This window comes from Ruegeria sp. YTSC002 (assembly GCF_059609845.1).
In genome coordinates, this window is record NZ_JBXWML010000005.1 from 39,867 (window position 1) to 65,886 (window position 26,020).

At 54.2% G+C, this 26,020-nt stretch carries 25 protein-coding genes and 2 pseudogenes; 6 read left to right on the top strand and 21 right to left on the bottom strand.

What is annotated here, in order from left to right:
* Entirely contained in the window at positions 1-1,404 is a 1,404-nt protein-coding gene (gene sauS / locus AC2FFD_RS11455) for an acylating sulfoacetaldehyde dehydrogenase (protein ID WP_496873114.1), read from the top strand.
* Complete coding sequence (locus tag AC2FFD_RS11460; protein WP_170347396.1) at positions 1,401-2,900, top strand: AMP-binding protein; 1,500 nt, start codon at positions 1,401-1,403, stop codon at positions 2,898-2,900. The genes sauS and AC2FFD_RS11460 overlap by 4 nt, the downstream gene beginning before the upstream one ends.
* A gap of 512 nt (positions 2,901-3,412) precedes the next feature.
* Here the strand turns inward: AC2FFD_RS11460 and AC2FFD_RS11465 are convergent.
* A complete protein-coding gene (locus AC2FFD_RS11465; protein ID WP_496873115.1) occupies positions 3,413-4,519 on the bottom strand; it encodes an alkene reductase in 1,107 nt (368 codons plus the stop codon).
* A gap of 122 nt (positions 4,520-4,641) precedes the next feature.
* Positions 4,642-5,238, bottom strand: coding sequence for a TetR/AcrR family transcriptional regulator (locus AC2FFD_RS11470; protein ID WP_480685681.1), 597 nt, complete (start codon positions 5,236-5,238; stop codon positions 4,642-4,644).
* Positions 5,239-5,386: 148 nt separating this feature from the next.
* Here AC2FFD_RS11470 and AC2FFD_RS11475 point away from each other — a divergent pair.
* Positions 5,387-5,912: pseudogene (locus AC2FFD_RS11475) on the top strand (IS5 family transposase); the annotation flags it as partial.
* 107 nt (positions 5,913-6,019) lie between these two features.
* Here the strand turns inward: AC2FFD_RS11475 and AC2FFD_RS11480 are convergent.
* From AC2FFD_RS11480 to AC2FFD_RS11495, 4 genes are all read right to left on the bottom strand, one after another.
* Positions 6,020-6,229 (bottom strand): hypothetical protein, encoded by a 210-nt coding sequence (locus tag AC2FFD_RS11480; RefSeq protein ID WP_496873116.1) that lies wholly within the window; start codon positions 6,227-6,229, stop codon positions 6,020-6,022.
* A complete protein-coding gene (locus AC2FFD_RS11485) occupies positions 6,229-6,384 on the bottom strand; it encodes a hypothetical protein (protein ID WP_496873117.1) in 156 nt (51 codons plus the stop codon). Before AC2FFD_RS11485 ends, AC2FFD_RS11480 begins: the two co-directional genes overlap by 1 nt.
* A gap of 231 nt (positions 6,385-6,615) precedes the next feature.
* The gene (locus tag AC2FFD_RS11490; RefSeq protein ID WP_496873118.1) at positions 6,616-7,146 is read right to left on the bottom strand and encodes a hypothetical protein; all 531 of its coding nucleotides are present in this window, start codon (positions 7,144-7,146) and stop codon (positions 6,616-6,618) included.
* Between the two features lie 201 nt (positions 7,147-7,347).
* Entirely contained in the window at positions 7,348-8,310 is a 963-nt protein-coding gene (locus AC2FFD_RS11495) for an IS1595 family transposase (protein WP_496873119.1), read from the bottom strand.
* A gap of 916 nt (positions 8,311-9,226) precedes the next feature.
* Here AC2FFD_RS11495 and AC2FFD_RS11500 point away from each other — a divergent pair.
* The gene (locus AC2FFD_RS11500) at positions 9,227-9,733 is read left to right on the top strand and encodes a hypothetical protein (RefSeq protein ID WP_425079340.1); all 507 of its coding nucleotides are present in this window, start codon (positions 9,227-9,229) and stop codon (positions 9,731-9,733) included.
* Positions 9,734-10,292: 559 nt separating this feature from the next.
* On the opposite strand, the gene AC2FFD_RS11505 is transcribed toward AC2FFD_RS11500, so the two are convergent.
* From AC2FFD_RS11505 to AC2FFD_RS11550, 10 genes and pseudogenes are all read right to left on the bottom strand, one after another.
* On the bottom strand, positions 10,293-10,847 hold the full coding sequence (locus AC2FFD_RS11505; RefSeq protein ID WP_425079342.1) for a CIA30 family protein: 555 nt from the start codon (positions 10,845-10,847) through the stop codon (positions 10,293-10,295).
* An 11-nt stretch (positions 10,848-10,858) separates the two neighbouring features.
* On the bottom strand, positions 10,859-11,311 hold the full coding sequence (locus AC2FFD_RS11510) for a TspO/MBR family protein (RefSeq protein WP_425079343.1): 453 nt from the start codon (positions 11,309-11,311) through the stop codon (positions 10,859-10,861).
* Between the two features lie 286 nt (positions 11,312-11,597).
* Complete coding sequence (locus AC2FFD_RS11515; protein ID WP_496873120.1) at positions 11,598-11,828, bottom strand: hypothetical protein; 231 nt, start codon at positions 11,826-11,828, stop codon at positions 11,598-11,600.
* A gap of 277 nt (positions 11,829-12,105) precedes the next feature.
* On the bottom strand, positions 12,106-12,366 hold the full coding sequence (locus AC2FFD_RS11520; RefSeq protein ID WP_425079345.1) for a YdeI/OmpD-associated family protein: 261 nt from the start codon (positions 12,364-12,366) through the stop codon (positions 12,106-12,108).
* Between the two features lie 36 nt (positions 12,367-12,402).
* Complete coding sequence (locus tag AC2FFD_RS11525) at positions 12,403-12,651, bottom strand: YdeI/OmpD-associated family protein (RefSeq protein WP_425079346.1); 249 nt, start codon at positions 12,649-12,651, stop codon at positions 12,403-12,405.
* Between the two features lie 15 nt (positions 12,652-12,666).
* Positions 12,667-14,166 carry a cryptochrome/photolyase family protein gene (locus tag AC2FFD_RS11530; protein WP_496873121.1) on the bottom strand — a complete coding sequence of 500 codons (1,500 nt, stop codon included), beginning with the start codon at positions 14,164-14,166 and terminating at the stop codon, positions 12,667-12,669.
* A gap of 3 nt (positions 14,167-14,169) precedes the next feature.
* Positions 14,170-15,471: an FAD-binding domain-containing protein gene (locus AC2FFD_RS11535; RefSeq protein WP_496873122.1), complete on the bottom strand. Its 1,302-nt coding sequence runs from the start codon at positions 15,469-15,471 to the stop codon at positions 14,170-14,172.
* A complete protein-coding gene (locus AC2FFD_RS11540; RefSeq protein WP_425079349.1) occupies positions 15,411-15,551 on the bottom strand; it encodes a DUF2256 domain-containing protein in 141 nt (46 codons plus the stop codon). The genes AC2FFD_RS11535 and AC2FFD_RS11540 overlap by 61 nt, the downstream gene beginning before the upstream one ends.
* Positions 15,548-16,621 (bottom strand): FAD-binding domain-containing protein, encoded by a 1,074-nt coding sequence (locus tag AC2FFD_RS11545; protein WP_496873239.1) that lies wholly within the window; start codon positions 16,619-16,621, stop codon positions 15,548-15,550. Before AC2FFD_RS11545 ends, AC2FFD_RS11540 begins: the two co-directional genes overlap by 4 nt.
* 60 nt (positions 16,622-16,681) lie before the next feature.
* Positions 16,682-17,206, bottom strand: a pseudogene (locus AC2FFD_RS11550) (deoxyribodipyrimidine photo-lyase); the annotation flags it as partial.
* Positions 17,207-17,819: 613 nt separating this feature from the next.
* Between AC2FFD_RS11550 and AC2FFD_RS11555 the strand changes: the two are divergent.
* Positions 17,820-18,266, top strand: a complete 447-nt coding sequence (locus AC2FFD_RS11555) for a thiol-disulfide oxidoreductase DCC family protein (protein ID WP_496873123.1) — start codon at positions 17,820-17,822, stop codon at positions 18,264-18,266.
* A gap of 174 nt (positions 18,267-18,440) precedes the next feature.
* Here AC2FFD_RS11555 and AC2FFD_RS11560 read toward each other — a convergent pair whose 3' ends face one another.
* From AC2FFD_RS11560 to AC2FFD_RS11570, 3 genes are all read right to left on the bottom strand, one after another.
* Positions 18,441-19,682, bottom strand: a complete 1,242-nt coding sequence (locus tag AC2FFD_RS11560; protein WP_496873124.1) for an ABC1 kinase family protein — start codon at positions 19,680-19,682, stop codon at positions 18,441-18,443.
* A gap of 84 nt (positions 19,683-19,766) precedes the next feature.
* Entirely contained in the window at positions 19,767-20,240 is a 474-nt protein-coding gene (locus tag AC2FFD_RS11565; RefSeq protein WP_257599844.1) for a DUF427 domain-containing protein, read from the bottom strand.
* 188 nt (positions 20,241-20,428) lie between these two features.
* Positions 20,429-21,547 carry a pyridoxal phosphate-dependent aminotransferase gene (locus AC2FFD_RS11570; RefSeq protein WP_496873125.1) on the bottom strand — a complete coding sequence of 373 codons (1,119 nt, stop codon included), beginning with the start codon at positions 21,545-21,547 and terminating at the stop codon, positions 20,429-20,431.
* 41 nt (positions 21,548-21,588) lie between these two features.
* Here AC2FFD_RS11570 and AC2FFD_RS11575 point away from each other — a divergent pair, with 41 nt between their 5' ends.
* Entirely contained in the window at positions 21,589-22,344 is a 756-nt protein-coding gene (locus tag AC2FFD_RS11575; RefSeq protein ID WP_496873126.1) for an N-acyl homoserine lactonase family protein, read from the top strand.
* Between the two features lie 48 nt (positions 22,345-22,392).
* Here the strand turns inward: AC2FFD_RS11575 and AC2FFD_RS11580 are convergent, their stop codons facing one another.
* Together AC2FFD_RS11580 and gyrB are read right to left on the bottom strand one after the other, a co-directional pair.
* Positions 22,393-23,121, bottom strand: coding sequence for an SDR family NAD(P)-dependent oxidoreductase (locus AC2FFD_RS11580; RefSeq protein ID WP_257599841.1), 729 nt, complete (start codon positions 23,119-23,121; stop codon positions 22,393-22,395).
* Between the two features lie 385 nt (positions 23,122-23,506).
* Positions 23,507-25,924, bottom strand: coding sequence for a DNA topoisomerase (ATP-hydrolyzing) subunit B (gene gyrB / locus AC2FFD_RS11585; RefSeq protein ID WP_257599840.1), 2,418 nt, complete (start codon positions 25,922-25,924; stop codon positions 23,507-23,509).
* Positions 25,925-26,020: the final 96 nt, after the last annotated feature.

The window sequence follows — 26,020 nt, forward strand, 5'->3', positions numbered from 1 at the left end:
ATGAATGCACATGATGATATCGCCCAAGTCAGTTTGATCATGACCCGTGCGCGCGCCGCTCAGAAGGAATACGAAGCCGGCGCCAGCCAGACGCGCTATGACCGCGCAGCCGCTGCTGCTGCCTGGGCGATCATGGAGCCTTCACGCAACAGGGCTTTGGCCGAACTTGCGGTCGAGACGACAGGACTGGGCAACGTGCCGGACAAGGTGATCAAGAACCATCGCAAGACCCTTGGCCTGATGCGCGACATAAAAGGCGTCAGAACCCATGGGATCATCCATGAGGATGCAAGTACCGGCATCACCGAGATTGCGCGCCCAATCGGAGTGATTGGCGCCGTGGTGCCGTCGACGAACCCGGCAGCCACACCCGCCAACAACATCATCAACGCGTTGAAATGCGGCAACTCGGTCGTTGTCGCCCCGTCACCCAAAGGCGTCGCAAGCTGCGAGCTGCTTTTGCGTTACATTCATGCCGAGTTCGACAAACTGGGGCTGGATCACGATCTGGTCCAGATGATTCCTCCGCCGGGTTCCAAGGCCAAGACTCAGGCGATGATGGAACTCAGCGACCGGGTGATCTGCACCGGCAGTCAAAACAATGTGCATCGCGCGCAGACCTGCGGCACCCCTGCGGTGGCCGTCGGCGCGGGCAATGTCACCGTGATCGTCGATGAGACAGCTGACCTGAAGGCCGCTGCCCGGAAGATCACTGCCTCCAAGACCTTCGACAATGCGACCTCCTGTTCGTCCGAAAACGCGATCATCGCCGTCGACGCAATCTATGATGATTTCGTCGCAGCCCTTGCCGATGAAGGAGGCGCATTGGTGAAGGACGAAAACCAGATCGTCTCAAAGCTCTGGCCGGATGGGCATCTGAGCCGCGAAGTGATCGCACAGGACGCCGACAGGATGATCAAGGCACTGGGCATGGTTGGTCAGGTGCCTGAAAACACCAGGTTCCTTGCAGTTGAAACCAAGGGGGTCGGTCCGGATCATCCGCTTTCGGGTGAGAAACTAAGCCGCGTGGCCGCGCTCTATCGTGCAAACGATTTTGAGGACGCCCAAGCCATTGCCGCTCGAATCTTGCAGTATCAGGGCGCGGGGCATTCCATCGGGATACACACCGCCGAAGATGCCCGTGCGGTGGCGTTGGGTGCCTCGATGCCCACCTGCCGCGTAATCGTCAATCAGGCTCACACCTTTGCGACCGGAGGGTCATTCAACAACGGCATGCCTTTCTCGCTTTCGATGGGATGTGGCAGTTGGGGTGGCAATGCGATTGATGAGAACCTGCATTGGAAGCACTTTGTCCAAAGCACCAAAATTGTCCGTGAAATCCCGGCAATTGAACCCTCCGTCGAAGATATCTTCGCGGAATACTGGGCTGATGCGGGGGCATGAGCATGGACGATCAGATGCCCCCAGGCGGGACAATCCGCAGCTGGCTGGACGAACGCGCAAGCACCATCGGTGATCGTGATGCCTATCTGTTTTTCGACGGCGAAGCTGCGCTAACCTGGTCAACCCTGAGGGATCGGGCACGAAAACTGGCCGAAAATCTGACAGCGCAGGGATTGGACAAGGGGGCCAGCGTTGCCATCCTTCAACCGAATGGGCGCGAGGCGATAGAATGCCTCTACGGCGTGCTTTATGGCGGGTTCCGCGCAACGGTCATCAACCTTGTCGCCGGGGACGAGGCCATTGGATATGCGTTGGGACATTGCGACGCACGAATTGCGTTCGTCGGCAACGCGCAGACCGATCTGTTCGACAGAGTTCGCCCCAAAGAGATGACGCGGTATTCTGCCGCTCGTTTCGACAAGGCCCCTGATCTCCATGCGCTTGGTCCCGATGACGACGCGCTGCTCATGTATACCTCGGGAACCACCGGTCGCCCAAAGGGGGTCGTGCATAGTCACGTCAGCCTGCTGGCAGGTGGATGGACCCCCACCGTTGCGCACAAGCTGACACCGGCGGATCGTGGTCTTTGCGTGCTGCCAATCTATCATATCAACGGGCTCTGCGTGACCGTGCTGAGCGCGCTTGTTTCCGGCGGTTCCCTGGCCGTGGCCGAAAAGTTTTCAACGCGCAAATTCTGGGACCAGTGCCAGAGCGCCAAGGCCACGTGGTTTTCGGTGGTGCCGACCATTATCTCGCACTTGCTGCATTCCGATTTGACACCCGCGCATGAAACCAGAGCACGTCTTCGTTTCGGCCGCTCGGCATCCTCGCCGCTTGCACCGGATGTACAAACCGCGTTCGAAACCCGTTTTGAAGTCCCCATCGTAGAAACAATGGGCCTGACGGAAACAGCCGCACAGATCTTGTCCAACCCGCTACCGCCGGGCGTCCGCAAAATTGGATCGCCGGGCAAAGCTTACGGCAACGAGGCATGTATCCTGTCGGCAAATCTGACCCCCCTGCCGCCAAACACCAAGGGCGAAATCGCCGTACGTGGCCCCAATGTGATGAGAGAATACCTGAAGAATCCGGATGCCACGCGCGCGACATTCACGCCCGATGGCTGGCTGCGCACCGGAGACCTGGGGCACATGGACGAAGACGGCTACTTCTTCGTGACGGGCCGGTTGAAAGAGCTGATCATAAAGGGCGGAGAAAACATCGCCCCACGTGAAATCGACGAAGCTCTCTATTCGCACCCTGACGTGATCGAGGCTGCCGCATTTGCACGCCCTTGCAAAACCTACGGTGAACGCGTCGAGGCCGCCGTCAAATTGCGAACCGGGTCAAGCGTTTCATCCGACCAACTCATCGCGATTTGCGTTCAACGGCTGGGTGCTTTCAAATCGCCTGATAGGGTGCACTTGTTGCAGGACTTGCCAAAGGGGCCATCTGGAAAGATCCAAAGGATCAAGCTGCCTGTTTTGACACAGTGACCGATTGCAGCCCATGGAGGCCCCGCAAACAGGCGTGCAATATCCGATATGCAAGCCAGTGCGGGCACATGCACAACGTTGGCCAATGACGACATTCCCGAGGCTTCGACCGGAACCAGAGCTCAACCCGACCTGTGTAGGTGTGCTCGTAACGCTGCATTGCCAACATTGATTTTGTTTGGAAATTTTGCGTATTCTCGCGCAAAGTTTTGCGCGGCATTTGGGCCTGAATTTGCACGATTTTCCTACAACACTGCGCTGTTCGAGAAACGCGTTCAATTGATGGTAATCACCGCACATCTTCTTCAACTAAAACCGGGTGCCTCTCAATCAAGAGTGCATTCTGATTGGAAACATTCAACCCTGATCATAGGGAAGCAGTTTATTCGCAGGCTTGTGATAGATCCTCGCTTCAAGAACGGATGTTTCTGTAACTGCCAGGTGAGCGCATCCAAACCGGCGCGCTCACTATGCTTGGTATTGCCCGTCACTACGGGGCTAAGAGCGATGTATCACTCTGCGGCGACCGCTTCCTCTTCCAGTGCCGGATAATCGGTGTACCCTTTTTCATTGCCGCCGTAGAGAGTGGTGGGATCGAGTTCATTCAGCGCGGCGTCTTTCTCCAGCCGGTTGACAAGATCCGGGTTGGAAATAAACGGCCGACCAAAGGCCACCAGATCGACGGCGCCGGTCTCAACCGCTTTAATCGCCATGTCTCGGTCATAAGCGTTGTTGCCCATTTTCACTCCGTCAAACAATTCATAGAGCGCCTTCAGGTCACCACCTTCCGGAATATCGCGCGGGCCGCCGGTCTGCCCTTCTACGAGATGGAGATAGGCCAACCCATAGCCATTCAGCAATTTGATCGCATGCGAGAACGTCGCCTGCGGGTCGCTGTCGGAAATGTTGTTGGCGTTCGAGAACGGGCTGAGGCGGACACCGACGCGGTCGTCACCCCACACGTCGACAACGGCGTCCATGACTTCTTTCAGGAACCGCGCTCTGTTCTCGACAGGACCTCCGTATTCGTCTTCACGCTTGTTGGACTCGTCGCGCAGGAACTGATCGATCAGATATCCATTGGCGGCATGGACCTCGACACCGTCAAATCCGGCTTTCATGGCGTTTTCCGCGGCCTTCCGGTAGTCGGCGACAATGCCTGCAATTTCTTCGATGGCCAAAGCCCGCGGTTCCGATGTTTCAACAAACTGCTCGCCATCAAAGGTCTTGGCCTTTGCGCCGATTGCGGATGGCGCTACAGGGGCGCCGCCGTCCTGCTGCAAGCTGGTATGCGAAATCCGGCCCACATGCCAAAGTTGGATTACGATCTTCCCATCCTTGGCATGGACGGCGTCAGTCACTTTTTTCCAGCCGTCGATCTGCGCTTCGGAATATATGCCCGGCGTCCAGGCATAGCCTTTGCCCTGGGGCGAGATTTGCGATGCTTCCGTGATGATCAGACCAGCACCTGCCCGCTGCGCGTAGTACTTCGCCTGCAATTCATGGACACTGTCATCCTCGGCTCTTGCCCGGTTGCGGGTCAGTGGCGCCATGACAATGCGGTTTTTCAGCTCGATTGCACCAGCTTTGATGCCGGAGAACAGTTTTTCATCAGCCATTGCTGTTTCCTTCTTTGGTAAACTTCGTTCAGATATTATTGGACCAATCAGTCCAATATTGGGGTCACTGTCTCTTGATTGAGTTTGTGTTAGGTTTCATTTCCTTATGGTGGCAGGAGGCCTTATGGCGAAATCACCAACCGGGCTTGTTTCAGGGTTTGCGATATCTGCTCAGCCGGAACGCCCGCCTTGCGGAAGGCTAGTGTGCCGATTGCAAGGGATGCAAAGGCTCGTGCCTTGTCGAGTGCCTGTCCCGGATTTGAAGGCTCAAGCGCTCTCGCAATAATCTCGTCAATACTCTCCAAATGCTGCCGCCCGAGAGCCGCCACTTCATCATCATGAGGAGCAAGCTCCGTAAGGCAATTGATCAGCATGCAGCCGTCACGACCTCCTTGCGGGTTTGCCAAAGCTTCCATTATCGCACCAACCGGGTCATCTCCGCCCGCGTCCGCGACGTCACGCAGAGCTTTCAAACCACGCCTTGAATAGTGCCTGAGGGCTTTGTGAAACAAAGCCTGCTTGTTGCCAAATGCTCCATAAAAGCTGGACCGACTCAAACCCATGGCCTTGGTCAGATCGTCCACGGACGCGGTCTCGTAGCCCTTGTGCCAGAATACGCACAAGGCTTTCTCCAAAGCCTCGGCTTCGTCGAAGGCACGAGGCCGACCCGGGCCTGCGGTCGGCTTGATGTCGGTAATTGGGAGAGTTTCTGTGCTCATGCGTATGATTTGGAATGATTGGTCCAGAAATTCAAGGTGGCGGTAGGCAATTTTTGGAATAGTCAGTCCATATTATGGCCAGAGAATGGAATTTTGGGTCAGGTCTCGTTCTTGCTTCATAGCCAGAAGATGAAAGTGGCGGCGAGAGCGGTGGCGGGAGGCGCCCAGGGAATACGGCCGCACAAGACCCTGTACAACCGCTGGAAGCGGTGGAGGTGCGTGGCTGAACGCCACCGGTCCGAGAGAAGCCACGAACAGGGCATCTTCGCCCGGATGATGGTCGGTTTGGCTACCGGGCACGGTGAAGAAAGGACCGTCATGATCGACGCCACCTATCAGAAGACCCATCGCACAGCGTCCAGTCTGGGCGTCAAAAAGGGGGGCGTGGACGCCTGATTGACCGCACAAAGGGCGGCGTGAACACCAAAATGCACGCCATCTGGGACAGCCTGGGGCGCCCGATCAACTTCTTCGTCACCGCCGGGCAGGTCAGCGATTGCATCGGCGCACGGGCATTGCTGAGCAGCCTGCCGGATGTCGACTGGCTGCTCGGAGTTCGCGGCTATGACGCCGACTGGTTCCGAGAAGCGTTGAAAGACAACGGGATACGCACCTGCATCCCTTTCCGGAAACAGCGGACGAAACCGGTGAAATACGACAAGCGTCCCTACAAATAATGTAGGGACGCGCATAACGCTGCATTGCCATCATTGATTTTGTTTAGATAATTCGGGTGTCTTCGCCCTTAAATTTGGGCGATTGTATATTTGACAAACCCGCTTTATCGGTCTTTGCGATGAATCCTCAAAGCCGCCCGAACCCGATCCGTGACGTCGATGTGAAAATGTGGTGGCTCCCAACCCAGTTTCTTGGCGTGCGCCCTAAAGCCTCTGGTTAGAGCCTCGACCGCCTTATCTTCCTCGTGATCGTCGTAGTCACCCGCGTGGGCAAAGACATACTCGCGGCACAGATCTGCGACTTCCTCCGCCATCACTCGTCTCCTTCGTCGCTTGTTGAGGCCTCTCCGGGCTTCTGTTTCGCCAGCTTCTTCAGCTTCTCGTTGAATCGTTCTTCATCGTCGTCCGCCTCTAGTTGGCGGGCGACCTCTGTGAACTTGTCAGCTTGGGATTTCTTTTTGGCACTCATCGCATGACCTCATGGCATTTGACTGCGAGTCTATAGATACATATATATACGACAAGAGCCGCAACGAGTTTGGACCCCGCGCGGCTCTTGCATTAGCCCCTTGTGGAGGGGGGCTGTTTAGGAGCGGATGAGGGGAGTCGAACCCCCGGTGGACCAGACTGGGAAGGACGGCCACCACACCAAGTCACCCGCATCTCAATGACCCCGGCCTTGAGTGCCGGGGCCATACCCCTAGAAGGGGATTTCATCGTCCCACGAATGTCCCTCATCGGTCGCTGCACTTGGGCGCAACGCCTCTTTTTCGATATCTTCTTCGCTCAGCTTTTCTACATCAGTAGTGTAAACACCCTTCCGACCAGGAACGCTAAACGCAGTGTCCATGCGATATAACTTGTTTTGAACAAAACGCCGTTTCTGGGTGACTCCAAATTTCCGATATAGACCGACAAGAATTTGGTCGAGCGACGCCTCGTCACCGTATGCCTTAATCACGGTGACGAGTTGATCTTCAAGCTCGTCAGTCTTGGCAACGGACAACTCTTCCAGAAGTTCAGGCGGGAGGTCGTGGATATTTCCGAGGTCAGAAGGAAGGGCAGAAGTCAAACCGTAGAGCCGTACAAGTTCATCTACCGCAGTCTCTAACGGGGCGATCAAGGCATCAAACTTGTCAGCCACAGAGCTACGGTTGGCCTCACGGTTTCCGGCACTCCATGTCCGAAGTTCAGCAATTACTTGCTTGACTGATTCAACGTGCTCAGACATATTGATCTCACATTCTGAGGGAGATCATAGGGGGCCGAATCCCTACTCCCGATTTCTTTGAGGGGTCCGGACACCATGTCTTGTGGCCCCTCTTTGATTCAGCACATTAATATGATTCTTGCAGGTGTCAAGCTCATGCATCAAAAACATCACTTTTCTTGCTTTCATTTTCGCTTTCTCGCGGAATGCAATTTTCTTGCATCAAGTTTTGCTTGCGTAAGTCCCTCGATACGTCAGCCTCTTTCCTGAAATAAATTGTAGGGCGATAGTGGCCCGCAACTGATCATCAACACCATTGGTAACGCGATTATTGTACCGAAATTCAAACTCAGCCGCATAGCGATGCAAGTGCTTCTTGGCGCAGTGCTGATAAACGCCCTTCATCCCACGCTTGAAGATGCTGAAGTATCCCTCAACCGTATTGGTGTGAACGGGTCCGCGACCGTATTCACCTTTACTGTGCGTCGTGAAATCATGATCTGCAAATTCACGGCCAAGATGCGTGTATTGCTTTGCCTCATCCGTATACACAGTCGCTTCCGCTGCGATGTTATCGCGAAGGATCGGCAACAGCGTTGTCTGCTTTAGATCGTCCACAATGATGTTGCGCGCCTTACCGGTTTCGCGATCCACCAACGTCAGAACCTTCATTTTGTGAGCAAATCCGCGCGCCGTTTTTGATTTGGTTACGCCCGGCTCCTTACCAATGAACGTTTCGTCAACCTCTACGGTGCCGCCACCGGCGCCGAAGTCAACGTTGCCATCAGAACGCATTGCCTCGCGAATACGGTGGGACATGAACCACGCGCTTTTGTGGGTAATCTCAAGAACGCGGTGTAGTTGGTGACTGCTGATACCCTTCTTGCTGGACACCATCAGGTGAATGGCTTGCAGCCACTTAAACATTTCAATGTGGCTTTCTTCGAAGATGGTGCCTTTGCGAACCGTGAACTGCTTGCGGCACTCGCGGCACTTCCAGAGGCTGTGACGCTCCTTGCCTTCCGGGTTCTTCTTGCTCGGTTTCGTACGGACACCTTCAAGGCGATAGGCGCGATCTACGACACCACAGTGAGGGCATACCGGACCGTCCGGCCAGATGATGCTTTCAACGTGCTTAAACGCTTCGGCTTCATCGTACATATAGGCTTTGGACAGAACGGACATTTCATTTCCCTCAACTTCTTGATGTTGATATGGGAATCCGCTATGGGTTTGTCAAGTATACAATCGCCTAAATTTGCGCGACGTTTGCGCATAACATTGCACGATTTGTCCATAAGTTTGCGTGGTTCAGAGTGCACGCTCAATTGACAGTGGTTTCTGAACAAGCCCTACAACTTTTTGGTATTTTCCTTCAATCACAGCTACGCTTTGATTAGCAAATTTCAACTCTCGTTTGCAGAATGCAGTTCACTTGCACGCTTGCGATAGATCCCAAAAAACTCCGGCGATGTGGGCTTGATATGCATTCGGCTGATACGTCACGTCATAGAACATATCGGTCGAAACAGAACGCTAAACCCGGAGCCCGTTGAAGGGCTGTTGCGCACCATCGACCCGTCGCAGCTGGATAGAATCCTATGTTGGACCAGCGTCAGGCAGTCGGATACAGCCCAGCCGCAGTATTTGAGCTAACCCTAGAAGCTCGGTCGCTTTCGCGAGATTTGATCTGTCTTATTTTGTTCTTCAGCGTAGATGCTGAGTTCTAACCTTGAACATCGAGTGTCGAATCGTCTCACTATGTGAGACCTACGCCAAGCTGACCAACCCTCCAAACAAGTTGCTTCAGTCATTTGGGCACACGTTAAGCTAGAAGGTTCCCAGAACTACGCGGTGGATCTCGGGCTGGCGCGCACTCCGACTTGACACGGTGGCGCCCTAACTGGTTCAGCTTCCGGTCATGACGTATACACGCATCCACTGCCATCGAATATCGGCCTGAGGTCGATAACCCACGCGAAATCCGTGGGAGGCAGCATTGGTATGCGGGCGAGGCTTATATCCTTGTAATTGCTCCAGATTAGAGTGCGCGAGCCGGTTCGATTCCGACGCCTCCTACCATCCTCAGGAGGTGTCCGACATGGCGGACGACGTTTCGAACGCAATTGATTTCAACGACATCAAGCAATCGGTCGAAGAGAGCCTCGGACGCACACCCGAAGGCTGGTCCGGCTTGGTCACAAAGCTCTTCACGGAGGTTAAGGAATACTGCGATCTGAAGGGTGTCACCTACCCCTTTGTCCTCCAGATCAAGGAGAAGCTGGGAGAGTTCCGCATCTACCACAGGTGTGATGATCGACACATCCAGTCGATGATCGCTGAGACGATTGCGCGTGCAAATCACAGCTGTGAACGATGCGGAAATAGTGCCGAGACCCAACTTCTGGACGGCTGGTACAAGACACTTTGTTGTTGGTGCGGGCATGATGTCGTTAGCAAGCGCCATCCGGAACGGCACCGGCTGTTTGGCGTTCAAAAGAAGCCTATTCGAGATCAAATGACGTGCTCGGTCTGTGGCTTTTTCGCTCAGATCGACCGAACGGATGACCGTAATCGGTGCCCCGCGTGCGTGAAGAAGGAATGGTGATGACCGCCGAACAACAAGTGACCTTCGAAAAGATCATGGAAGCCTACGATGACGAGGACTACGCCCGGAAGCTCATGAATACGGACAGCTCTTCGATGTGATGTGGTTGAGACAGCTACAGAGGAAGAACTAACGGCCGAGGTCGAACGCCGGCGAAGAGCTGGTGTACTACCCAAAGAGGCCTCGAATGATAGCTTCTCAGATCTGGTTAATGATCTCTGGGGCAAACTCGATACAGACCCAGACCGCTAGTACAGCTTACCTGCCGCCATTACCCAATACTTAATAAAAGATGTCTTATATGGCGACTGTCGTTGTAGTAGTGCACGCTTCTTCTAAGCGCCTCTTCTGCTAGGAACCAAAGCGCCCCGGATAACCATATCCTCAACACTGCTTTGCGGAACCATGTACTATCAGTCTCTGCGATGAGCATGGTTGACCGCAACCAGCCCTAAGCGGACATCCATAATCAAGTTTTGCAGTTTCTTTTGACACACTTCGATCTCGAACCATGTCAAACAGACCTATTTGAAGATCGCAGCCCTCTCTCTGGAAACCTTCAATAGAAACCAATCTCGCTGACATCTACGCGGGCCTCGTGATCGCGCCCGTAGGCTACAACTCCAACTGAGATGATTGCGTTTGCGACAGGAGTAGTGCGCAACATGGCACCTGAAGCCTTGAAGCCTGACAGAGGCAAATAAACGTCTGTCCATTCGTTAGAAGTTGCAAACGCGGCCTGATAGTATTGCCACGGAAGCACTGTACCACGTGTTCTGAGATGAACGAAGTATGGCCCGCCGTTCCCCCGTACCAATAGCCTGACGCCTGATACACCCGTATCTGGCCGATCAGACAACTTGCGTCGGAACTGGATGAAACCGCCGTTGTTTTCTGTACTGACGGTCCCGGTCAGCCGCGCGAATGCGACATCACCTTCCGATCGAAACTGGACCTGCCCTGAAGAAACTCCTCCCATGACGGTGTCGGCGACGTAGTCCCAACGCGTCTCCGGAGACTTGGAGAAGTCTTCAGTTAATTTTCCATCAGCCTGAGCCATTGTGCATCCGATGATGGCAAGACCTGAAACAAGCCCAATGAAGTTGGCACGCATATTGTTCCTTCTCAGTTCAGTATCGCAATGGAAAGGTTCAGCGCCGTGGCAAATGCGACCCATGCAAAATACGGCAGGAAGGCCAGTGCGGAAACCCGATCTGAAGCCCTGACCTGAGCTATGAACATGACAATGACAGCCAACAACGCGACAATGACAACAAGGGCAAACCACGGCAGTTGCAGTACGAAAAAGGCTGGGGACCACAAAAAGTTCAGACCCATCTGAGCCCACCATAGCTTCATTGCGGTCGAGCTTCGGTCTGTTTCGAACTGGCGCCAACCCGCCATAGCGATCAAGACATAAAGCACCGTCCAAACCGGACCAAAAATCCAATTTGGTGGATTGAAAGCCGGTTTGGAAAGCTGCGCGTACCATTCGCCAGGTGCAGTCAGTGTCCCGATCAGGATGCCGCCGCCCACCACGAGCGCAAGGAATGCTATGCGGATCAACGAATTCGACATTGCGGGACAGCTTTCAGCAGTCCTTTGTCGTCACGTTGACAAGTGCTTCGGAAGAGAAGGTCGCAGTACTGGTCTTATCCGCATCAGTATATGACACTGTGGCGCCTTCGATCTCCGACCCGGTTACGGTGATTTCGCGTTGCCCGATAGTGTCATCTACATCGATGGTAAAGGCGAGTTTGTCCCCGGCTGCGAAGGAGGCGATCTCAAGCGCAATTGAATCTTGCCCGTCCACGACAGCTGGAATTTGCCGCAGAGCATCTGCACCCTCAACGAATTCGAGAGGTTAGAATACCTCTACACCCGCGCCTTTTTCGGTAACGTCGAAAATCAGACGTCCGGCAGATTGCGACAAGTCAATTTTGAGGGTCGAAGCTTCTACTTCACAAGCTCCGACATTTGTCAAAACAAAACGGTCTTTGGGTGCGCCTTCTATGAAGCGAATTTGAACTCCGGCTTGAAGCGAGGTGGCTGCAAGTGATCCAAGGATCGCCGCAAGAATACTCTTCGGGAGCATATTTATCTCCTTCCTAATTGGTTCGTGATATATACGCTTCGGCGGATTTCTTGGATCAGACTTATGCCATTTGACTATCGCGGTTTAGCCGACAGGGCCTTTCGAAGTTCCATGCACCGCACTAAAATCGGTCCCCACGTCCACCAGACCATCGGGCCAGATCTGATGGGACAGCACAACAACGCGGTCGTCTTCAGCACAGGTTAGTTTGATGTCCACACGCTTTCACTACGAAAGCTCAGATTACGATTGCAAACCAAGGGCAAACCAGAAAGCGCTACATTTGCTGCATTCTTTTTCCAGTATGCGTTGTTTCGACCGTCTTGTTGATCCGTCGTTGGCGCGTTGTTGGGTTCTTGGCAATCTTGATCCAGCGAAGGACGTTGCGTCGGTAAGAGGGGGGCAATTGCTCCCATTTGTTCAGGTCCAATTCACCGGATAAATCGTCTGGCACAACCAGAGCATCGACGTCATCAAAGAAGTTCCATAGCCCTGACGCCTTACTGGATTTTATAGACGCCTCTCCTGCGGGGTGCATTAAGCCTTCTTGCCTAAGGTGCTCTGCTTTGTCCTTTTAGCTTTTGGACCAAGCTTGCTGTTTTCGCGGGCTGATCAATTGCGCCGTCCGGTCTTCATCGATTGTAAATCGTCTTCCATCAATCCAACCATGCGCGATCAGCGCATCCTGCACCTCGTCCCGACTGACATATTTCTGCGGATGTGCCGCCTTCCACGTGATCAGCCGGACGCTATCACGTTGGGCAAAATGCGTGCTCAGCCACTCCCACAGTTGATCACGGGATGTGACCTCAATATCAGTCACGCGCCACCATAGTGTTCATGCTTGTGTCATCCGTCGCAAAAAAGCTTCAGCCGTCTTTATGTGCGTGCTCTTGGCCTCTGGCGACATCCGTTCAGCCGTACGGCACATCATCGCCCATCGGGGATTGCCAGCCAGTCTATCGCTGTGTTTCAGGATAAAGCGCCAATAAAGCCCGTCCCAAATGTCGGCCCAGGGCCCTTTGCCCCAATTGCTCATTTTGCGAACATAGTTTGAACCCGAAAAGTACGGTTTGGTGGTGATCAACCCGCCATCGGCATGCTGGCTCATCGCGTAGGCATTGGGAACCATCACCCAATCATAGCTGTCGACGAACATTTCCATGAACCAGCGATAGACATGATCCGGATCAATTTCGCACAGAAACATAAATCCGCCCAAAATCATGAGGCGTTCAATATGATGACAATACCCTGTCTTGAGCACCCTTTTGATCGTGTCGTCCAGCGGATCAATACCAGTGGTTCCGTCGTAGAAAGCGCGGGGCATTGGTCGGTGATGGCCCCAGTGATTTGTAGTGCGCATCGGCACACCCAGGCTTTCATAGGTTGCACGCATAAACTCACGCCAGCCAATGATCTGGCGGATGAAACCTTCTACCGAATTCAGGGGAATACCCTTGCGATCCGCATGCGCCAGTGCAGCGTCCAAGACCTGTTTGGGCGTCAACAATCCAATGTTCAAGGCTGGCGTGAGAACGGCATGCCACAGCCAGCTTTCACCCGCAACAATGGCATCTTCATAGTCGCCAAAGTGATCAAACCGCCGTTCCAGAAACTGCGCCAGCCAGTCGGACGCATCTTTGTGTGATGTCGGATAATACAACGTATCCAAGCTGCCCAACGCTTCTGGAAAATCATCAAGTACGCTTGCTTTCGCTGCTTCATCAACCGCCTCATGGGAAGGCCAGTCGATCCAAGGCAGGCTGCCCAACAGCGCCTTGGGCACTTTCTTACGGTTTTCCTTGTCAAAGCTCCATTGTCCCCCCGCCGGTTGACCGCCGTCCATCAACACATTCAAGCGGCGGCGTTGGCTTTTGTAGAACTCTGCCATGAACCAGCGTTTGCGACCGGCAAACCAATCCTGATTGTCGGCCCGAGTGTTCAAAAAACCAGGTGATGGTCGGAAATCGAGCGTGATATCGGTTCTGCCAGCCGCCGCCCGAAGACGTTTTTCTGCAATGAAGTCTACCGGATCAACCATGATTATATGGCTGACGCCGCGGTCCCGCAGACTTTGAAACAGGCGCAGGCAAGCGCCCGGCTGCCGCTCAAAGGGCCAAATAGCGGCATCAAATCCCTTGGCGACCAAGCCATCGCGATAGCGCGTCATGGAAGCACGGTGCAGCCAAAGCTTTTGCTTGTGCATCATGGCAGGATAAAACGCATCGCCAAAGAAAAGCGGGTCTTCGAAAAGCACAACCGCGTCGGGTCGGGCAGCCACACCGGGGTGCTGGGCAAACAATTGGTTGGGAAGTAAAAGCGCGGCAGTGGACACCGGCTATGGCCTTGGTTGGGTGGCCAGGTTCAATTGGCTCAAAAGCGATGGGATCTTCTTTCGAAGACCAAAGAAGCCGGCCCTTGCATGAGGCCATGTTATCGTGTCGTGGGGTCGTATTATCCGGTTCAAAGACATGCCAGCGTCCCTCAACAGAGGTTCCGCACGATCCAGTCGTGACCGAGTGGGGCCGACGGGCGCATAGGCTGTTGCAATGGTTTTGACACCGGTATTCCGCGCTGCCTCGATCAACGGATCACTCCAATCCTCGGCGGATTGCGCGCGCTTTCCGTGAGGTTCCAGGGCGCTATTCATCGCGCCTTCGGCAAAATCCGTTACAGCGCCTGCAATCGGATTAGGAGACCGACCATGCGTCGCCAAAAGTCCAATCGCGGCAGCAGGCGATGTCGGCATTAAGCTATCGGCTGACAGATCATCCTCGGTCAACAGCATGAGGTAAGGGCCCTCTGGGGGCTCTTGCGGAGTTAAAAGCGGAATAAGCGGGTGTTCTGCTGTCTCGGTCAGAGGTTCGGCAAATTTGGCGAGGTTTTTTGGTTGAAACCGTCCTTCGGTGTATTTGGCAATATTATCAGGTCGCGCGAGGTAGGTTTTGCCTTTTGTGTGCAATCCGCCGACCCACCGCCAGCTCAGCGTGTTCGATGCGGGATCGCCATCCAGCAAATGCCGCAAAAAGAAGTCCGCGCCAAGCTGCCAGGGTATATGGAGCGTAAAAATCCAGATTGATGCAAACCACATGCGCGCATGGTTGTGCAGGTAACCGGTCGTCACCAGTTCCCGCGCCCAATGATCGAAACAGTCGATGCCGGTATTGCCGTTCACTGCATCGTTGAAACGGGTCTCTAAGCCCTGATCGAATTTTAGTCGCTCTAAAGCACTCAACAGATCCCGCTGATAATGTGCCCAGACGCTGGGCCTCTGTTCCAGCCAGCCCTTGAAGTAAGTGCGCCAGAACACTTCTTGAACGAACTTCTCCGCCGCGTCGGAATTATGGGACGCTAGTACAGTTGCCAGTACCTCTTGTTCCGTTATCAAACGGTGGCGCAGCCAAGGTGACAAACCCGATACATTGCTGCGTTGATCGGTCCCAAAATCGTAGTTCCGCTTACCTGCATAATGCCGACCGGCGCGTCCCACGAACTGCTTCAGCCTTTTAAGGCCATTGGTTCGTGTGGGCTTGAAACTGATCGTCTCTTTCGCTTCCGCAAGTTCTGGAAAAATCTCGGTCATGCGGCCGACCTGCATTTCTTCGAACAGTATTTCACTTGATCCCAAACGTTTTTCCATTTCTTGCGCAAGGTGAACGGGCGCTTGCAGATCGGGCAGATTTTCTGGGGCAAATCGGCTTTCTTCCGCATCCTCATCATTGGTCCCCCAAAGGCAGGCCGAGTTGCTCTTGATCTTGAGCCGACCGCGCATTTTTGCGAGCAGTCCGCCTGGTCTTTCGGCTCGCGTGCTTTGCCGCGATGGCTTGCGCTTGGGCGCGAAACTCAGTGCTCCGGCGGACGCCCCATACCCGCTCTCGCGCGGCTTTGCCTGCTGCGAGATGGTCAAAAACACGCTCTGGATAATGCGCTCCGATGACTTGTTTCCCATCTTGGGCTTTCCAGGGTTCGTGGATGTACCGATCCGAAATATGGGCCAGTTCCGGCAACCATGTCCGAATGAACACCCCGTCTGGATCCTGATCATAGCCCTGCTTAACTGGATTATAGATGCGCACGGTATTGATGCCAGTGGTGCCTGATTGCATTTGCACCTGGTTCCAGTGAATGCCTGGCTCATAGTCCGTAAACATGCGCGCCAAATGCTCACCCGGGGCTCGCCAATCCACCCAAAGATGATAGCTCGCCGTGGCCATCACCATTGCGCGCATCCGAAAGTTGAGCCACCCCGTCGCTTGCAATGACCGCATACATGCGTCCAAAAACGGATATCCCGTTTCGCCTATGGACCAGGCAGCCAAAAGCTCGCAATCTGGCGCTTTCGGTCGAAGCCCGTCGTAGAGGCGATGCAGGTTTTCAAACTCGATCCGAGGTTCATCCTCGAGTTTCTGAATAAAATGGCAATGCCAATGCAACCGGCCCGAAAACGAGCGCAGTGATTTGCGCCAGTCCTTTGCTTGTGGCGGCAATTGGCGTCTTTGCCTTTCAGTCGCTTGCGAGACCTCGCGCATAGAAAGCGCGCCCCAAGCCAGGTGGGGCGACAGCCGCGAACACGCAACGGCTCCCTCCAAAGGGCTGGACATCTCGCGTTGGTATCTTTTGCCTCGGTATGTCAGAAAGCTGTTCAGCCGCTCCAAACCAGCAGCTCGTCCACCGGCTTGACGACCAACGCAAAGATCATCCCGCAAGCCGAGGTCGCGCGCCGTGGGAATATACCCTGGTTCTATATCGATATGCTGCAGCGCAACTGGTGGCGAAACGGGCAATGCCATAAACCTGTCCCATCGTTCCGCCCAGCCGTCACGAGACTTGAGCCTGCGAAAAACGCCGTGGTTTTGCACTTCTTGCCACTGCACACCATGATCCCTGCACCATTCCGCGACCTGACGGTCCCGCTGATACGTCCAATTGTTCCCTGTTTCCTCGTGTGACCAAAGTACGTCGACTAGACCAAGATCCTTCAACTCGGATAGGACCGACACAATCTGCCCAGTGCGCACAACAAGAGGCTGGCCAAGTTCCCCAAGGTCTTTTCGAAGTCCGGCGATTGTCTCAGCAACAAAGTTCCACTGCCGTGTTGACGCGTCGGGTTGCTGCCAAAGCTCCGGTTCAACAACATAGAGTGGCAGAACTGGCCCGACCTCAGACGCCTGCGAAAGTGCCGGATGATCATTTACCCGTAAATCCCGTTTGAACCAAACGACTTGCACGATACCTCCGTTCCTCAAGTACTGTACGTATGGCCACAGAAATCGGATCTTTGTTTCAACCACCTCTCCACTTCGCTGTGGACGCGGCCTTTGCGCAGGCGCCATCGGCCTTCGGCACTTGAAGGTTGGAAGTTTCCGCGAACTCATTGATGAGCGTCTGGCCTGGAGAATGAGACCTTGGCGAAAGTGACATAGACTGGTGACGGCTCTGAGCCCTAAAACACGATGCCAAGAACAGAGTTGGCCCAACTTTCATTTGTTTGAACTCTGATTTCTGAACACAGGTTAAAGAGACCACCACAACGACCTGTACGCCACCAAGCACCGTGAGCGCAATTGGCAGCGAACCCCAGAACATCTATCCCCAATGCATCGTTAATGGGAGAAAGCTAAATCTAAACCGAGTCATCTCGTTTGCGCATCGAAATCGGTAAATTAGGCTCATGCAGCATTTCGCCTCGTCGATCATTCGATACGGAAACCATTGAATTTATTTGATTGCCGTAGTCAATTTTTTGTGGCGGCGACTTTTAAGCTCTCTTCAGCAAACCGCGAGATAACTACAAGCCTCGCGCACTATGCAAAAATTTTGCCTATACGCCTGCAATTCGAGCAAAGCCGCCGTTAACTATGACTTGCGGCATCCCAAGTTGCGGCTTCATGGCGCATCTGTGTTCCACGACTGCCCCATTGTTTCTTTGGTTTTCGCGCTAACTCTCACGAGCATATCGGCGAAACCCAATGGGCAAGGTCAAACAAAATGCACAAAACGGACAATGCTGAGTTTGCACTCACATCTGATGACGCCGATCAATCGCACACTACGGTGTACTACGATGGATCATGCCCGCTTTGCTCCGTTGAGATCGGGCATTATGCTTCTTGCAAGGGCGCTGAACACCTGCGGTTTGTCGACGTTTCAGAACCCAATGCTCGTGTCGGTGCAAATCTAACGCGGCAAGAAGCGATGGATCGATTCACTGTGCGCCGACCAGATGGAGAACTTGTGTCCGGTGCGCGCGGGTTCACGGAACTCTGGGGCACTTTACCCAAATGGCGTTGGCTGGCGCGTCTGGCAGGCTTACCGGGGGTAACGTCCCTGCTAGAACTTACATACCGAGTTTTCCTGCCCTTAAGACCGAAGCTTTCGAAGATCGCCTCTTGGTTCGGAGCGAAGCCGGTTAACAGGACAAATTCGTCGACATGATCAACCTAAACGATGGGCATTTCTAATGGCTGGGTTGGCTCTTCAAAGGCGTTCTCGAATCCGCGTTTGGCAACGTTTGCGCCGTATTCACACTTCGTCTTGGGTTGGTCACACTGATCAGTGACGCAGGTTTTTAGTTGTTCGGCTTGTTGGTTTTGAGTGAATTGGGCTGGTTCAGATGACGTACTTTTCAAGCAGCGTCTTCACGGGCAGCGAGGCATTCAATCGAGTAGCCAACAGGAACATTCCCCCAATCTTTCGCTGAAGATAAAGAACGTCCATTGGCACCTGGGGTGGGATATAGCCAACCTCGGCCAACGCCATTCCCTCTTTGTTCAGGCGGTGGGAAAGAGTTCGGTCAGAGAAATCAAATTCATTGGCAGATAGAATTGCTTCGAAAACGCTGTGGATCATTCCGAGAATCCGGTCGTCAAATGGACCATCACCTTCAATAAGCTTCAGTTGTATGGCAGCCTTACGAAGCGCCGCGCCGTCTTCAAGCAAACCGGCGCGCAACAGATCCAAATATCCATCTATTGCAGATGGTTGCAGTGCGCGTGCCGCGCCAAAATCCAAGAGACCGATTTTTCCATTGGATGGGTTGTATCGGTAATTGGCAAAGTTTGGGTCGCTCTGCATGATACCAAACTCGAAAACCTCGCGCAGCGTGAGATTGACCAAGGATTCTGAAACTCGATTGCGTTCCTCGCTGGTCGCATCACTCACGGCCTCGATAGGGCGACCTTCCAGAAAAGACATCGTCAGAACTTCTGGCGTGCTCCAATCCGGAAAGAACTCCGGGATTTCAAACGCTTCATCACTCTGCAAGAGGTCTGCAAAATGGCGCAGGTGGTGTCCCTCGCGTTCATAATCGGTTTCTTCATGCAGTTGACTGCGCGCCTCTTGGATATACGGATCCAGATCAAAGCTTTGGGGAAGCAAACCTGACATGCGAACCAGCGCAGCAACATTGGCGACATCGCTGTCGATACTGCGCGCGATACTGGGATATTGCACTTTGATCGCCACATCGCGCCCGTCTTTCAATGTCGCACGATGTACTTGCCCAATGCTCGCTGCCGCCATGGGCCTTACATCGAAAGATTGGAAGGATTTTCGCCAGCCTGCACCCCAAGCTCGGTTCAGGACGTCACGCAATTGTTTCGGTGGCATGAAATGCGCCTGATCTCGTAAACGCGCCATGATGTCAGCCAGTTCGGGCGGCAAGACCTCACCTGCATCCATCGAAATCAACTGACCCACCTTCATCGCGGCGCCTCGCATGCGAGCAAGTTGATCCGCGACTCGTGTCACGTTGCCGGGTGTCATCAACAAACCACGCATATCGGGTCGCGCACCGCGACCGATCTCTCTTAGGGCGCGTACTGCCACGTTCCCCGCAATGCCTGCTGTCATGCTGCTCAAACCGGCAACACGGACCAAACGGCTTGTAGGAACGGCCAAAGGGGTTGGCGAGGATTTAGGGTCCGTCATTTATCCTCACCAAAATTCCGTGCCCGGAGCGCCTTTTATACGACCCTTCAAGTTCTCGGTGACCCAGCCTCCATAGAAGTCCCCGGGTTGCGGGATCACCCGGTACTCACCAACAAAACAAGCATCCATAAGTCCGGCGTAAAAGGCGAGATAGTCCTTAATCTGTTCAAATCTGGTGGTTGGTGCAGCATAACTCCACGCAGCTTTCTTAGCCGCAGCTGCCCCGCTCTGAACGTCCCAGTAGCTCGCAACACCCTTCCACTCGCAGTATGATCTACCTGAGGCCTTTGTCAGAACGGTATCAATGTCTTGCGGCGGAATATAATACGTGGGGGCGTGGTGGGTCTCGAGAACCTGAAACGCCTGGTCAGTTTCTACGATTGTTCGACCGCCAAACTCTATCCGTAAGTTATGGGGCACCTCCCGCAGCGCAGGTGGCCGGGGATAGTCTTGAACATTTTCAGTTGTCCAACCTGTCATTTCGAACCTTGGTTATGAATCAGTTGTTCCATCTTCGAACTAGCGCGCCGACAGCGTTATTCTAGCGAGAGAGCTTTGAGCGCATGGCAGGTGAACTTGCACCAAAATTGGGCTTAGTGTCAGCTTGGGACGGGCAACGTTATTTGACCGACTTAGCAGCCCGAACCGTCGAAATGAGTGTCCTAAATCTACCAGTTTGCCAATAGTTCGTCCATGCGCTCTAGGCCAAGGTCGAGGTTGGCAGCAGCACCTCCCCCCACACCCAGTCGGATGTGGTTCTGCATCCCGTAAGACGAACCCGGTAGTAGAAATGTCCGATAGGGATCGGCGAGCAAGCGTTTGGCGAACACGTCGCCATCAATCCCATCGAGCCGTGCCAAACCAATTAATCCAGCCTGAGGTTTGACCCAATCGAGGTTGGGCTGATCGGCAACAAACCTATCCAGGCGTTCCAGCGTTTTCATCCCAGCTGCCCGTGCAGTTTTCAAAGCCTGATTATATCGGTCAGACCTCAAGGCGATTTCGGCGATGACTTCGCCGAGAATATTCATAATTTCGCTCGAGTTTTCCCGCAGAATAATAGCGTCCCAAATGAGATCTGAATCACGGCATATCATCCAGCCGGTGCGTAGCCCCTGGAGCCCCAGTGCCTTGGAAACGCTGCCCGTCGTGATACCCCTTGGATACAAACCAGCAATCGAAGGGGCACGGGACCCGTCCCACTCCAATCCCGCGTAAACCTCGTCAACAACCAGCCATGCACCTACGCGATCTGCGATTTGGACAAGCCTTTCCAGCTCTGCTTGTGTCATCAACTTCCCGGTGGGGTTATTGGGGTTGGTCATAAAGATGAGCCGCGTGCGCGCTGATACTGCGGCCTCAACTTTGTCGAGCGGCAAAACCCAACCAGCACTCTCTTCTCGGTCGACAACTTTTAGCGTCGCGCCAACTGCCTCTGCCAATACGCCCGCTTGTGGCCAGCCCGGGCGTTCCGTTACGACTTCGTCGCCCGGTTGGACCAATTGCATGAATGCAAGATAATTGGCTTCTGCTGCGCCGGCGGTGATCAGGACGTCGTCTGGCTTGCAAACATCAGACAAGCCGGCGCGGTCCAAAACATGTCGTCGTAAAGCAGGCAGACCCCGAAAGCTGTTTTGGTTCCAATCCAACGGCAGCGCTGGATCCAGCGCATCCATGAACTCACCCAAACGCGGCGACTCGGACAAGGAAAACCCAACGAAAGCTTCTGGATCCGCTTCCGTGGTATCCAGTAGGTACTGAAAGAGTGTGTGTATCTTGACTTTCATGCTCTACTCAAAATCTTTGTAGTCAATCAGGGAGAGAGTCTGTGCAAGTAGAGGGATTTGTCAAAGGGCGACCGATTGACCTTGCGGTTTTGGACTACGGGCTGTTCAAGGTCCATTCCACTGGCCGCATCATAGGTATCTGCGGGTTTCTAATCCGGACAGATTTGGGAGAAGCAATACTCATCGACACAGGATTTCCTGAAAAATACGCCATTGATACCGACGCCGCGGTCAAAGAAGATCGATTGTATGAGTTCGGCGAGGTTCTGAAGTGCGAACCAGACAATCTGCCACGCGCACAGCTGGCAAAACTCGGGCTTATTCCGTCAGACATTACACTACAGATTTGTACGCACACCCATATCGACCATATCGGTGCATTGGGCGACTTTCCAAACAGTCCCATTCTCATCTCCTCTGCCGAGCGAGCCTTACCTCGCCCGTTGTACTGGGGCGATATGCGGCCGATGGAATGGCCCGAGCAGGATTACCTGGTTATTGATGGCGACGTAGAGATTGGGCCGGGTATCTTAGTTTTGGCGGCGCCAGGCCATGCGCCTGGCCAGATCGCCGTGATGGTCCATCTTCCGTCGGGGGCGATTTTATTGACCAGTGATGCGATTTCCCGACCAGCAGAAATCGACGAGAAGTTTGCCGGGTCTTGGGACGAAGATGCAGCAATTGCCAGCGCAGACAGGTTGATGCGTCTGGCATCCGAGCGAGATGCCTTTGTAATCTATGGGCATTGTCCAAAGCAGTGGCCTGTTCTGAAGAAAGCACCAGAAGTCTACAGCTGACCCCACCCCTTGGACCATTTTTCCGAAAAGTGATGTCGCACCAAAGAGTTATCTGACGTCGCGCCCTTGGTTCAGAATAATCACATTCCCACTGGAAACATCCCCTGCCGGTGAAATGAGAAAACCAACCCAAGAGGCGATTTGCTCAGGTAGCATCGCATGACCATGTGGCATGGCACTAACGGCTTTCTTCAAGACTTCCTCGGTCAAGACATTGAACAACGGTGTCTCAGTCATGGCAGGTGCCAGAGAATTTACACAGATTTTATCCTGTGCGTATCGACGGGCGAGGTCTTTTGTAAGGGTATCCATCGCTGCCTTTGACGCGCGGTAGTGCGGAGGGTCGAACACATCGAAATTGTAAGCACCGTTCGATGAGATATTTACAATCTTTTTGATGCCTTCGCGTTCTAACATCAATTGGACCGCTTGCTGGCAACAATGGAATGCAGAATTAAAGTTGATTGCCATCTGCTTTTCGAGTTCCTCGGGCGGAATGTGCGGGAAGTCAGACATAAAGCAGGTGCCAGCGTTGTTTACCAAAGCATCCAGACCGCCATGGGCTGTCCTAATGCGCTCAAACGTTTGAGCCACGGCCAAAGGATCAGTTAAGTCAACGGAAATAGGTGTGAAGTCCGAACTAAATTCTGATGCCAGTTCGTTCAGACGCTCTTCTTTGAGGTCCAGACCAATCACATGCAACCCGTTTGTCTGCAATTGGCGGCAGATGGCCTGCCCCATCCCTCCCGCGGCGCCGGTCACAACCGCTGTCTTCATGGTAACTCCTCCTACCTAGGTATGATTTGGGATACTTCGAATTAAAGAAGGAAACTCACTACCCCTTTTTTTTGAAAGCGGCGAAAGCCAATTTCGTTTAATTCAGTGCACGTCAGTTTTGGGCTCAAGCTAGACTTTGCAAAGTCAGCTTTCTGCGCATCGCGGCCGTTCGCGAGAATCCAAGCAAAGAGGCCGCATGGAACCCAAGGTTCTATAGGGAGGCCCTTTGCGGGATTGAGCAACACATAGGACCATAACCGCAACGACTACTCCAAAAAATGATTGAATTCACCGCTAGGGCAGACAATCGCGCAGCGCAAAACTATGGGCAAACTGCGCAAACTTATGGGGTGTGCGAAGTGTTATGCGCAAACCTACAAAATAATCAGAAATCCAGATTCTCAACACTCAAGGCGTTTTTCTGGATGAACTCTCGACGAGGTTCCACGACGTCACCCATCAACTTGGTGAACAGATCATCCGCCTCAACCATGTCATCCACGCGCACTTGCAGCAGCGTCCGCGCATCCGGGTCCAGTGTCGTTTCCCACAGCTGGTCAGGGTTCATCTCACCCAGACCTTTATAGCGCTGCAGGGACAAGCCCTTTTCACCCTCTTCCAGAATGGCCCGCAACAAGTCCAGCGGACCGTGGATCATCTGGCTGCGATCACGACGGATCAAGGTGGCCGGAGAGTTGTAGATTTCTTGCAGGCTCTGCGTAAAGCTGCCGGTCTTGCGCGCCTCGCCCGAGCGCAGCATCGGGCCGTCCAGCGTGCGAACCTCTTCGACACCGCGCAGAATACGGGCCAGTCGGATGCCGTGATCCTGTGTTATCCGACCCTGCCAACCGCGTTCGTATTCCAAAGCGATCAGGTCCAGCCGCGCGGCGACTTTGTCAGCCACACCTTGCAGATCGGCGTCCACCGCACCCGGCACGAAAGCCCCAGCCACGGCGGCCTGTTCCAGAATATGGCGCGGGTAATGTGTTGGAAACGCATCCAGAACACGTTTCAGCTGACGCGCCTCGTCGACCACGCGGGTCAGGTCCTGGCCGATGATTTCCTCACCCGAGCCGAGTTTCAGAACAGCGCCTTCGACGCCCTGATTGATCAGATAGTCATCCAGAGCGGCCTGATCCTTCAGGTAAACCTCTGACTTTCCGCGGGAAACCTTATACAGCGGCGGTTGCGCGATATAGAGGTACCCACCCTCGATCAATTCCGGCATCTGCCGATAGAAGAAGGTCAGCAACAGCGTCCGGATATGCGCGCCGTCCACATCCGCGTCGGTCATGATGACGATCTTGTGGTAGCGCAGCTTTTCGATGTTGAATTCATCGCGGCCAATGCCCGTGCCCAGCGCCATAACAAGGTTGCCGATTTCCTGAGACGACAGCATCCGGTCGAACCGGGCGCGCTCGACGTTCAGGATTTTACCGCGCAGGGGCAGAACGGCCTGTGTCAGCCTGTCCCGGCCGGTTTGAGCAGACCCGCCGGCCGAGTCTCCCTCGACCAGGAAGACTTCGGTCTTGGATGGGTCTTTCTCGGAACAATCCTTCAGCTTGCCAGCCAGATAGTTCACATCCATCGCGGTCTTGCGCCGGGTCAGTTCGCGCGCCTTGCGCGCAGCCTCACGGGCCAACGCGGCCTCGATGATCTTGCCGACGATGCTCTTGGCTTCTGTGGGGTTCTCTTCGAACCACTCGGCCAGTTTTTCGTTCATCAGCCCTTCGACCGCCGGACGGACTTCGGACGAAACCAGCTTGTCTTTGGTCTGGGACGAGAATTTCGGGTCGGGCACTTTCACCGACAATACGCAGGTCAAACCTTCGCGCGCATCGTCACCGGTGAAGCTGACCTTTTCCTTTTTCGCGATCCCGCTGGACTGCGCATAGTTGTTGATCGTCCGGGTCAGCGCGCCGCGGAACCCAGCCACGTGGGTCCCGCCGTCACGCTGCGGGATGTTGTTGGTAAAGGGCAGCACCGTCTCGTGGTAGCTGTCATTCCACCACATTGCGATCTCGACGCCGATATCGTCGCGCTCGCCCTTGATATAGATCGGCTCGGGCATGGCCGGAGTTTTGGACCGGTCGAGATACTTGACGAATTCCTTCACGCCACCCTCGTAGAACAGCTCGGTTTCCAGCCGTTCTGCCGGGCGCTCGTCGATCAGGATGATCCGCACGCCCGAGTTCAGAAACGCCAATTCACGCAGCCGTTTTTCCAGCGTCTCGAACGAGTATTCGAGGTTCGAGAACGTGTTGGTTGACGCCAGAAAGCGCACTTCGGTTCCCGTACGATCGCCACACTCACCGACGACCTTCAGGTGCTCTACTGTTTCGCCCCCCTCAAAGCGTGCCACGTGCTCTTTGCCCGCGCGCCAGATGCGCAGCTCCAGCCAATCCGACAGCGCGTTTACCACCGAAACACCCACACCGTGCAAACCGCCCGATACTTTATAGGAATTGCTGTCGAACTTGCCGCCCGCATGCAGCTGGGTCATGATAACCTCGGCTGCCGACACGCCTTCTTCCGGGTGGATATCAACCGGAATTCCGCGACCGTTGTCGCTGACAGAAACGCTGGAATCCGCGTGAATTTTCACGGTCACGTGGTCGGCGTGACCCGCCAGCGCTTCGTCAATCCCGTTATCGACAACCTCATACACCATGTGGTGCAGGCCCGAGCCATCATCCGTGTCCCCGATATACATGCCGGGGCGTTTGCGAACGGCCTCCAAACCTTTGAGAACTTTGATGGAATCTGCGCCGTATTCCTGGGGAGCCTGTGCGTCTTCGGACATTCAGTCAGTACCTATATTATTTTGGTACCTTATACGTTTTCTGGTGGGGATTGTCACGCGATCCCCCAATATTTTGTGTATGCTCGGGTCGTTTTC

Coding starts and splice junctions, on each gene's coding strand:
- AC2FFD_RS11460 (WP_170347396.1), top strand. CDS start 1,401: ATGAGCATGGACGATCAGATGCCCCCAGGCGGGACAATCCGCAGCTGG.
- AC2FFD_RS11495 (WP_496873119.1), bottom strand. CDS start 8,310: ATGTCCGTTCTGTCCAAAGCCTATATGTACGATGAAGCCGAAGCGTTT.
- AC2FFD_RS11540 (WP_425079349.1), bottom strand. CDS start 15,551: ATGATGAGGATGCGGAAGAAAGCCGATTTGCCCCAGAAAATCTGCCCG.
- AC2FFD_RS11485 (WP_496873117.1), bottom strand. CDS start 6,384: ATGAGTGCCAAAAAGAAATCCCAAGCTGACAAGTTCACAGAGGTCGCC.
- AC2FFD_RS11555 (WP_496873123.1), top strand. CDS start 17,820: ATGCACAAAACGGACAATGCTGAGTTTGCACTCACATCTGATGACGCC.
- AC2FFD_RS11480 (WP_496873116.1), bottom strand. CDS start 6,229: ATGGCGGAGGAAGTCGCAGATCTGTGCCGCGAGTATGTCTTTGCCCAC.
- AC2FFD_RS11580 (WP_257599841.1), bottom strand. CDS start 23,121: ATGAAGACAGCGGTTGTGACCGGCGCCGCGGGAGGGATGGGGCAGGCC.
- gyrB (WP_257599840.1), bottom strand. CDS start 25,924: ATGTCCGAAGACGCACAGGCTCCCCAGGAATACGGCGCAGATTCCATC.
- AC2FFD_RS11470 (WP_480685681.1), bottom strand. CDS start 5,238: ATGAGCACAGAAACTCTCCCAATTACCGACATCAAGCCGACCGCAGGC.
- AC2FFD_RS11515 (WP_496873120.1), bottom strand. CDS start 11,828: ATGCTCCCGAAGAGTATTCTTGCGGCGATCCTTGGATCACTTGCAGCC.
- AC2FFD_RS11505 (WP_425079342.1), bottom strand. CDS start 10,847: ATGCGTGCCAACTTCATTGGGCTTGTTTCAGGTCTTGCCATCATCGGA.
- AC2FFD_RS11535 (WP_496873122.1), bottom strand. CDS start 15,471: ATGGAAAAACGTTTGGGATCAAGTGAAATACTGTTCGAAGAAATGCAG.
- AC2FFD_RS11520 (WP_425079345.1), bottom strand. CDS start 12,366: ATGCACCCCGCAGGAGAGGCGTCTATAAAATCCAGTAAGGCGTCAGGG.
- AC2FFD_RS11565 (WP_257599844.1), bottom strand. CDS start 20,240: ATGACAGGTTGGACAACTGAAAATGTTCAAGACTATCCCCGGCCACCT.
- AC2FFD_RS11465 (WP_496873115.1), bottom strand. CDS start 4,519: ATGGCTGATGAAAAACTGTTCTCCGGCATCAAAGCTGGTGCAATCGAG.
- sauS (WP_496873114.1), top strand. CDS start 1: ATGAATGCACATGATGATATCGCCCAAGTCAGTTTGATCATGACCCGT.
- AC2FFD_RS11510 (WP_425079343.1), bottom strand. CDS start 11,311: ATGTCGAATTCGTTGATCCGCATAGCATTCCTTGCGCTCGTGGTGGGC.
- AC2FFD_RS11545 (WP_496873239.1), bottom strand. CDS start 16,621: ATGGCATTGCCCGTTTCGCCACCAGTTGCGCTGCAGCATATCGATATA.
- AC2FFD_RS11560 (WP_496873124.1), bottom strand. CDS start 19,682: ATGACAGCAGGCATTGCGGGGAACGTGGCAGTACGCGCCCTAAGAGAG.
- AC2FFD_RS11500 (WP_425079340.1), top strand. CDS start 9,227: ATGGCGGACGACGTTTCGAACGCAATTGATTTCAACGACATCAAGCAA.
- AC2FFD_RS11570 (WP_496873125.1), bottom strand. CDS start 21,547: ATGAAAGTCAAGATACACACACTCTTTCAGTACCTACTGGATACCACG.
- AC2FFD_RS11490 (WP_496873118.1), bottom strand. CDS start 7,146: ATGTCTGAGCACGTTGAATCAGTCAAGCAAGTAATTGCTGAACTTCGG.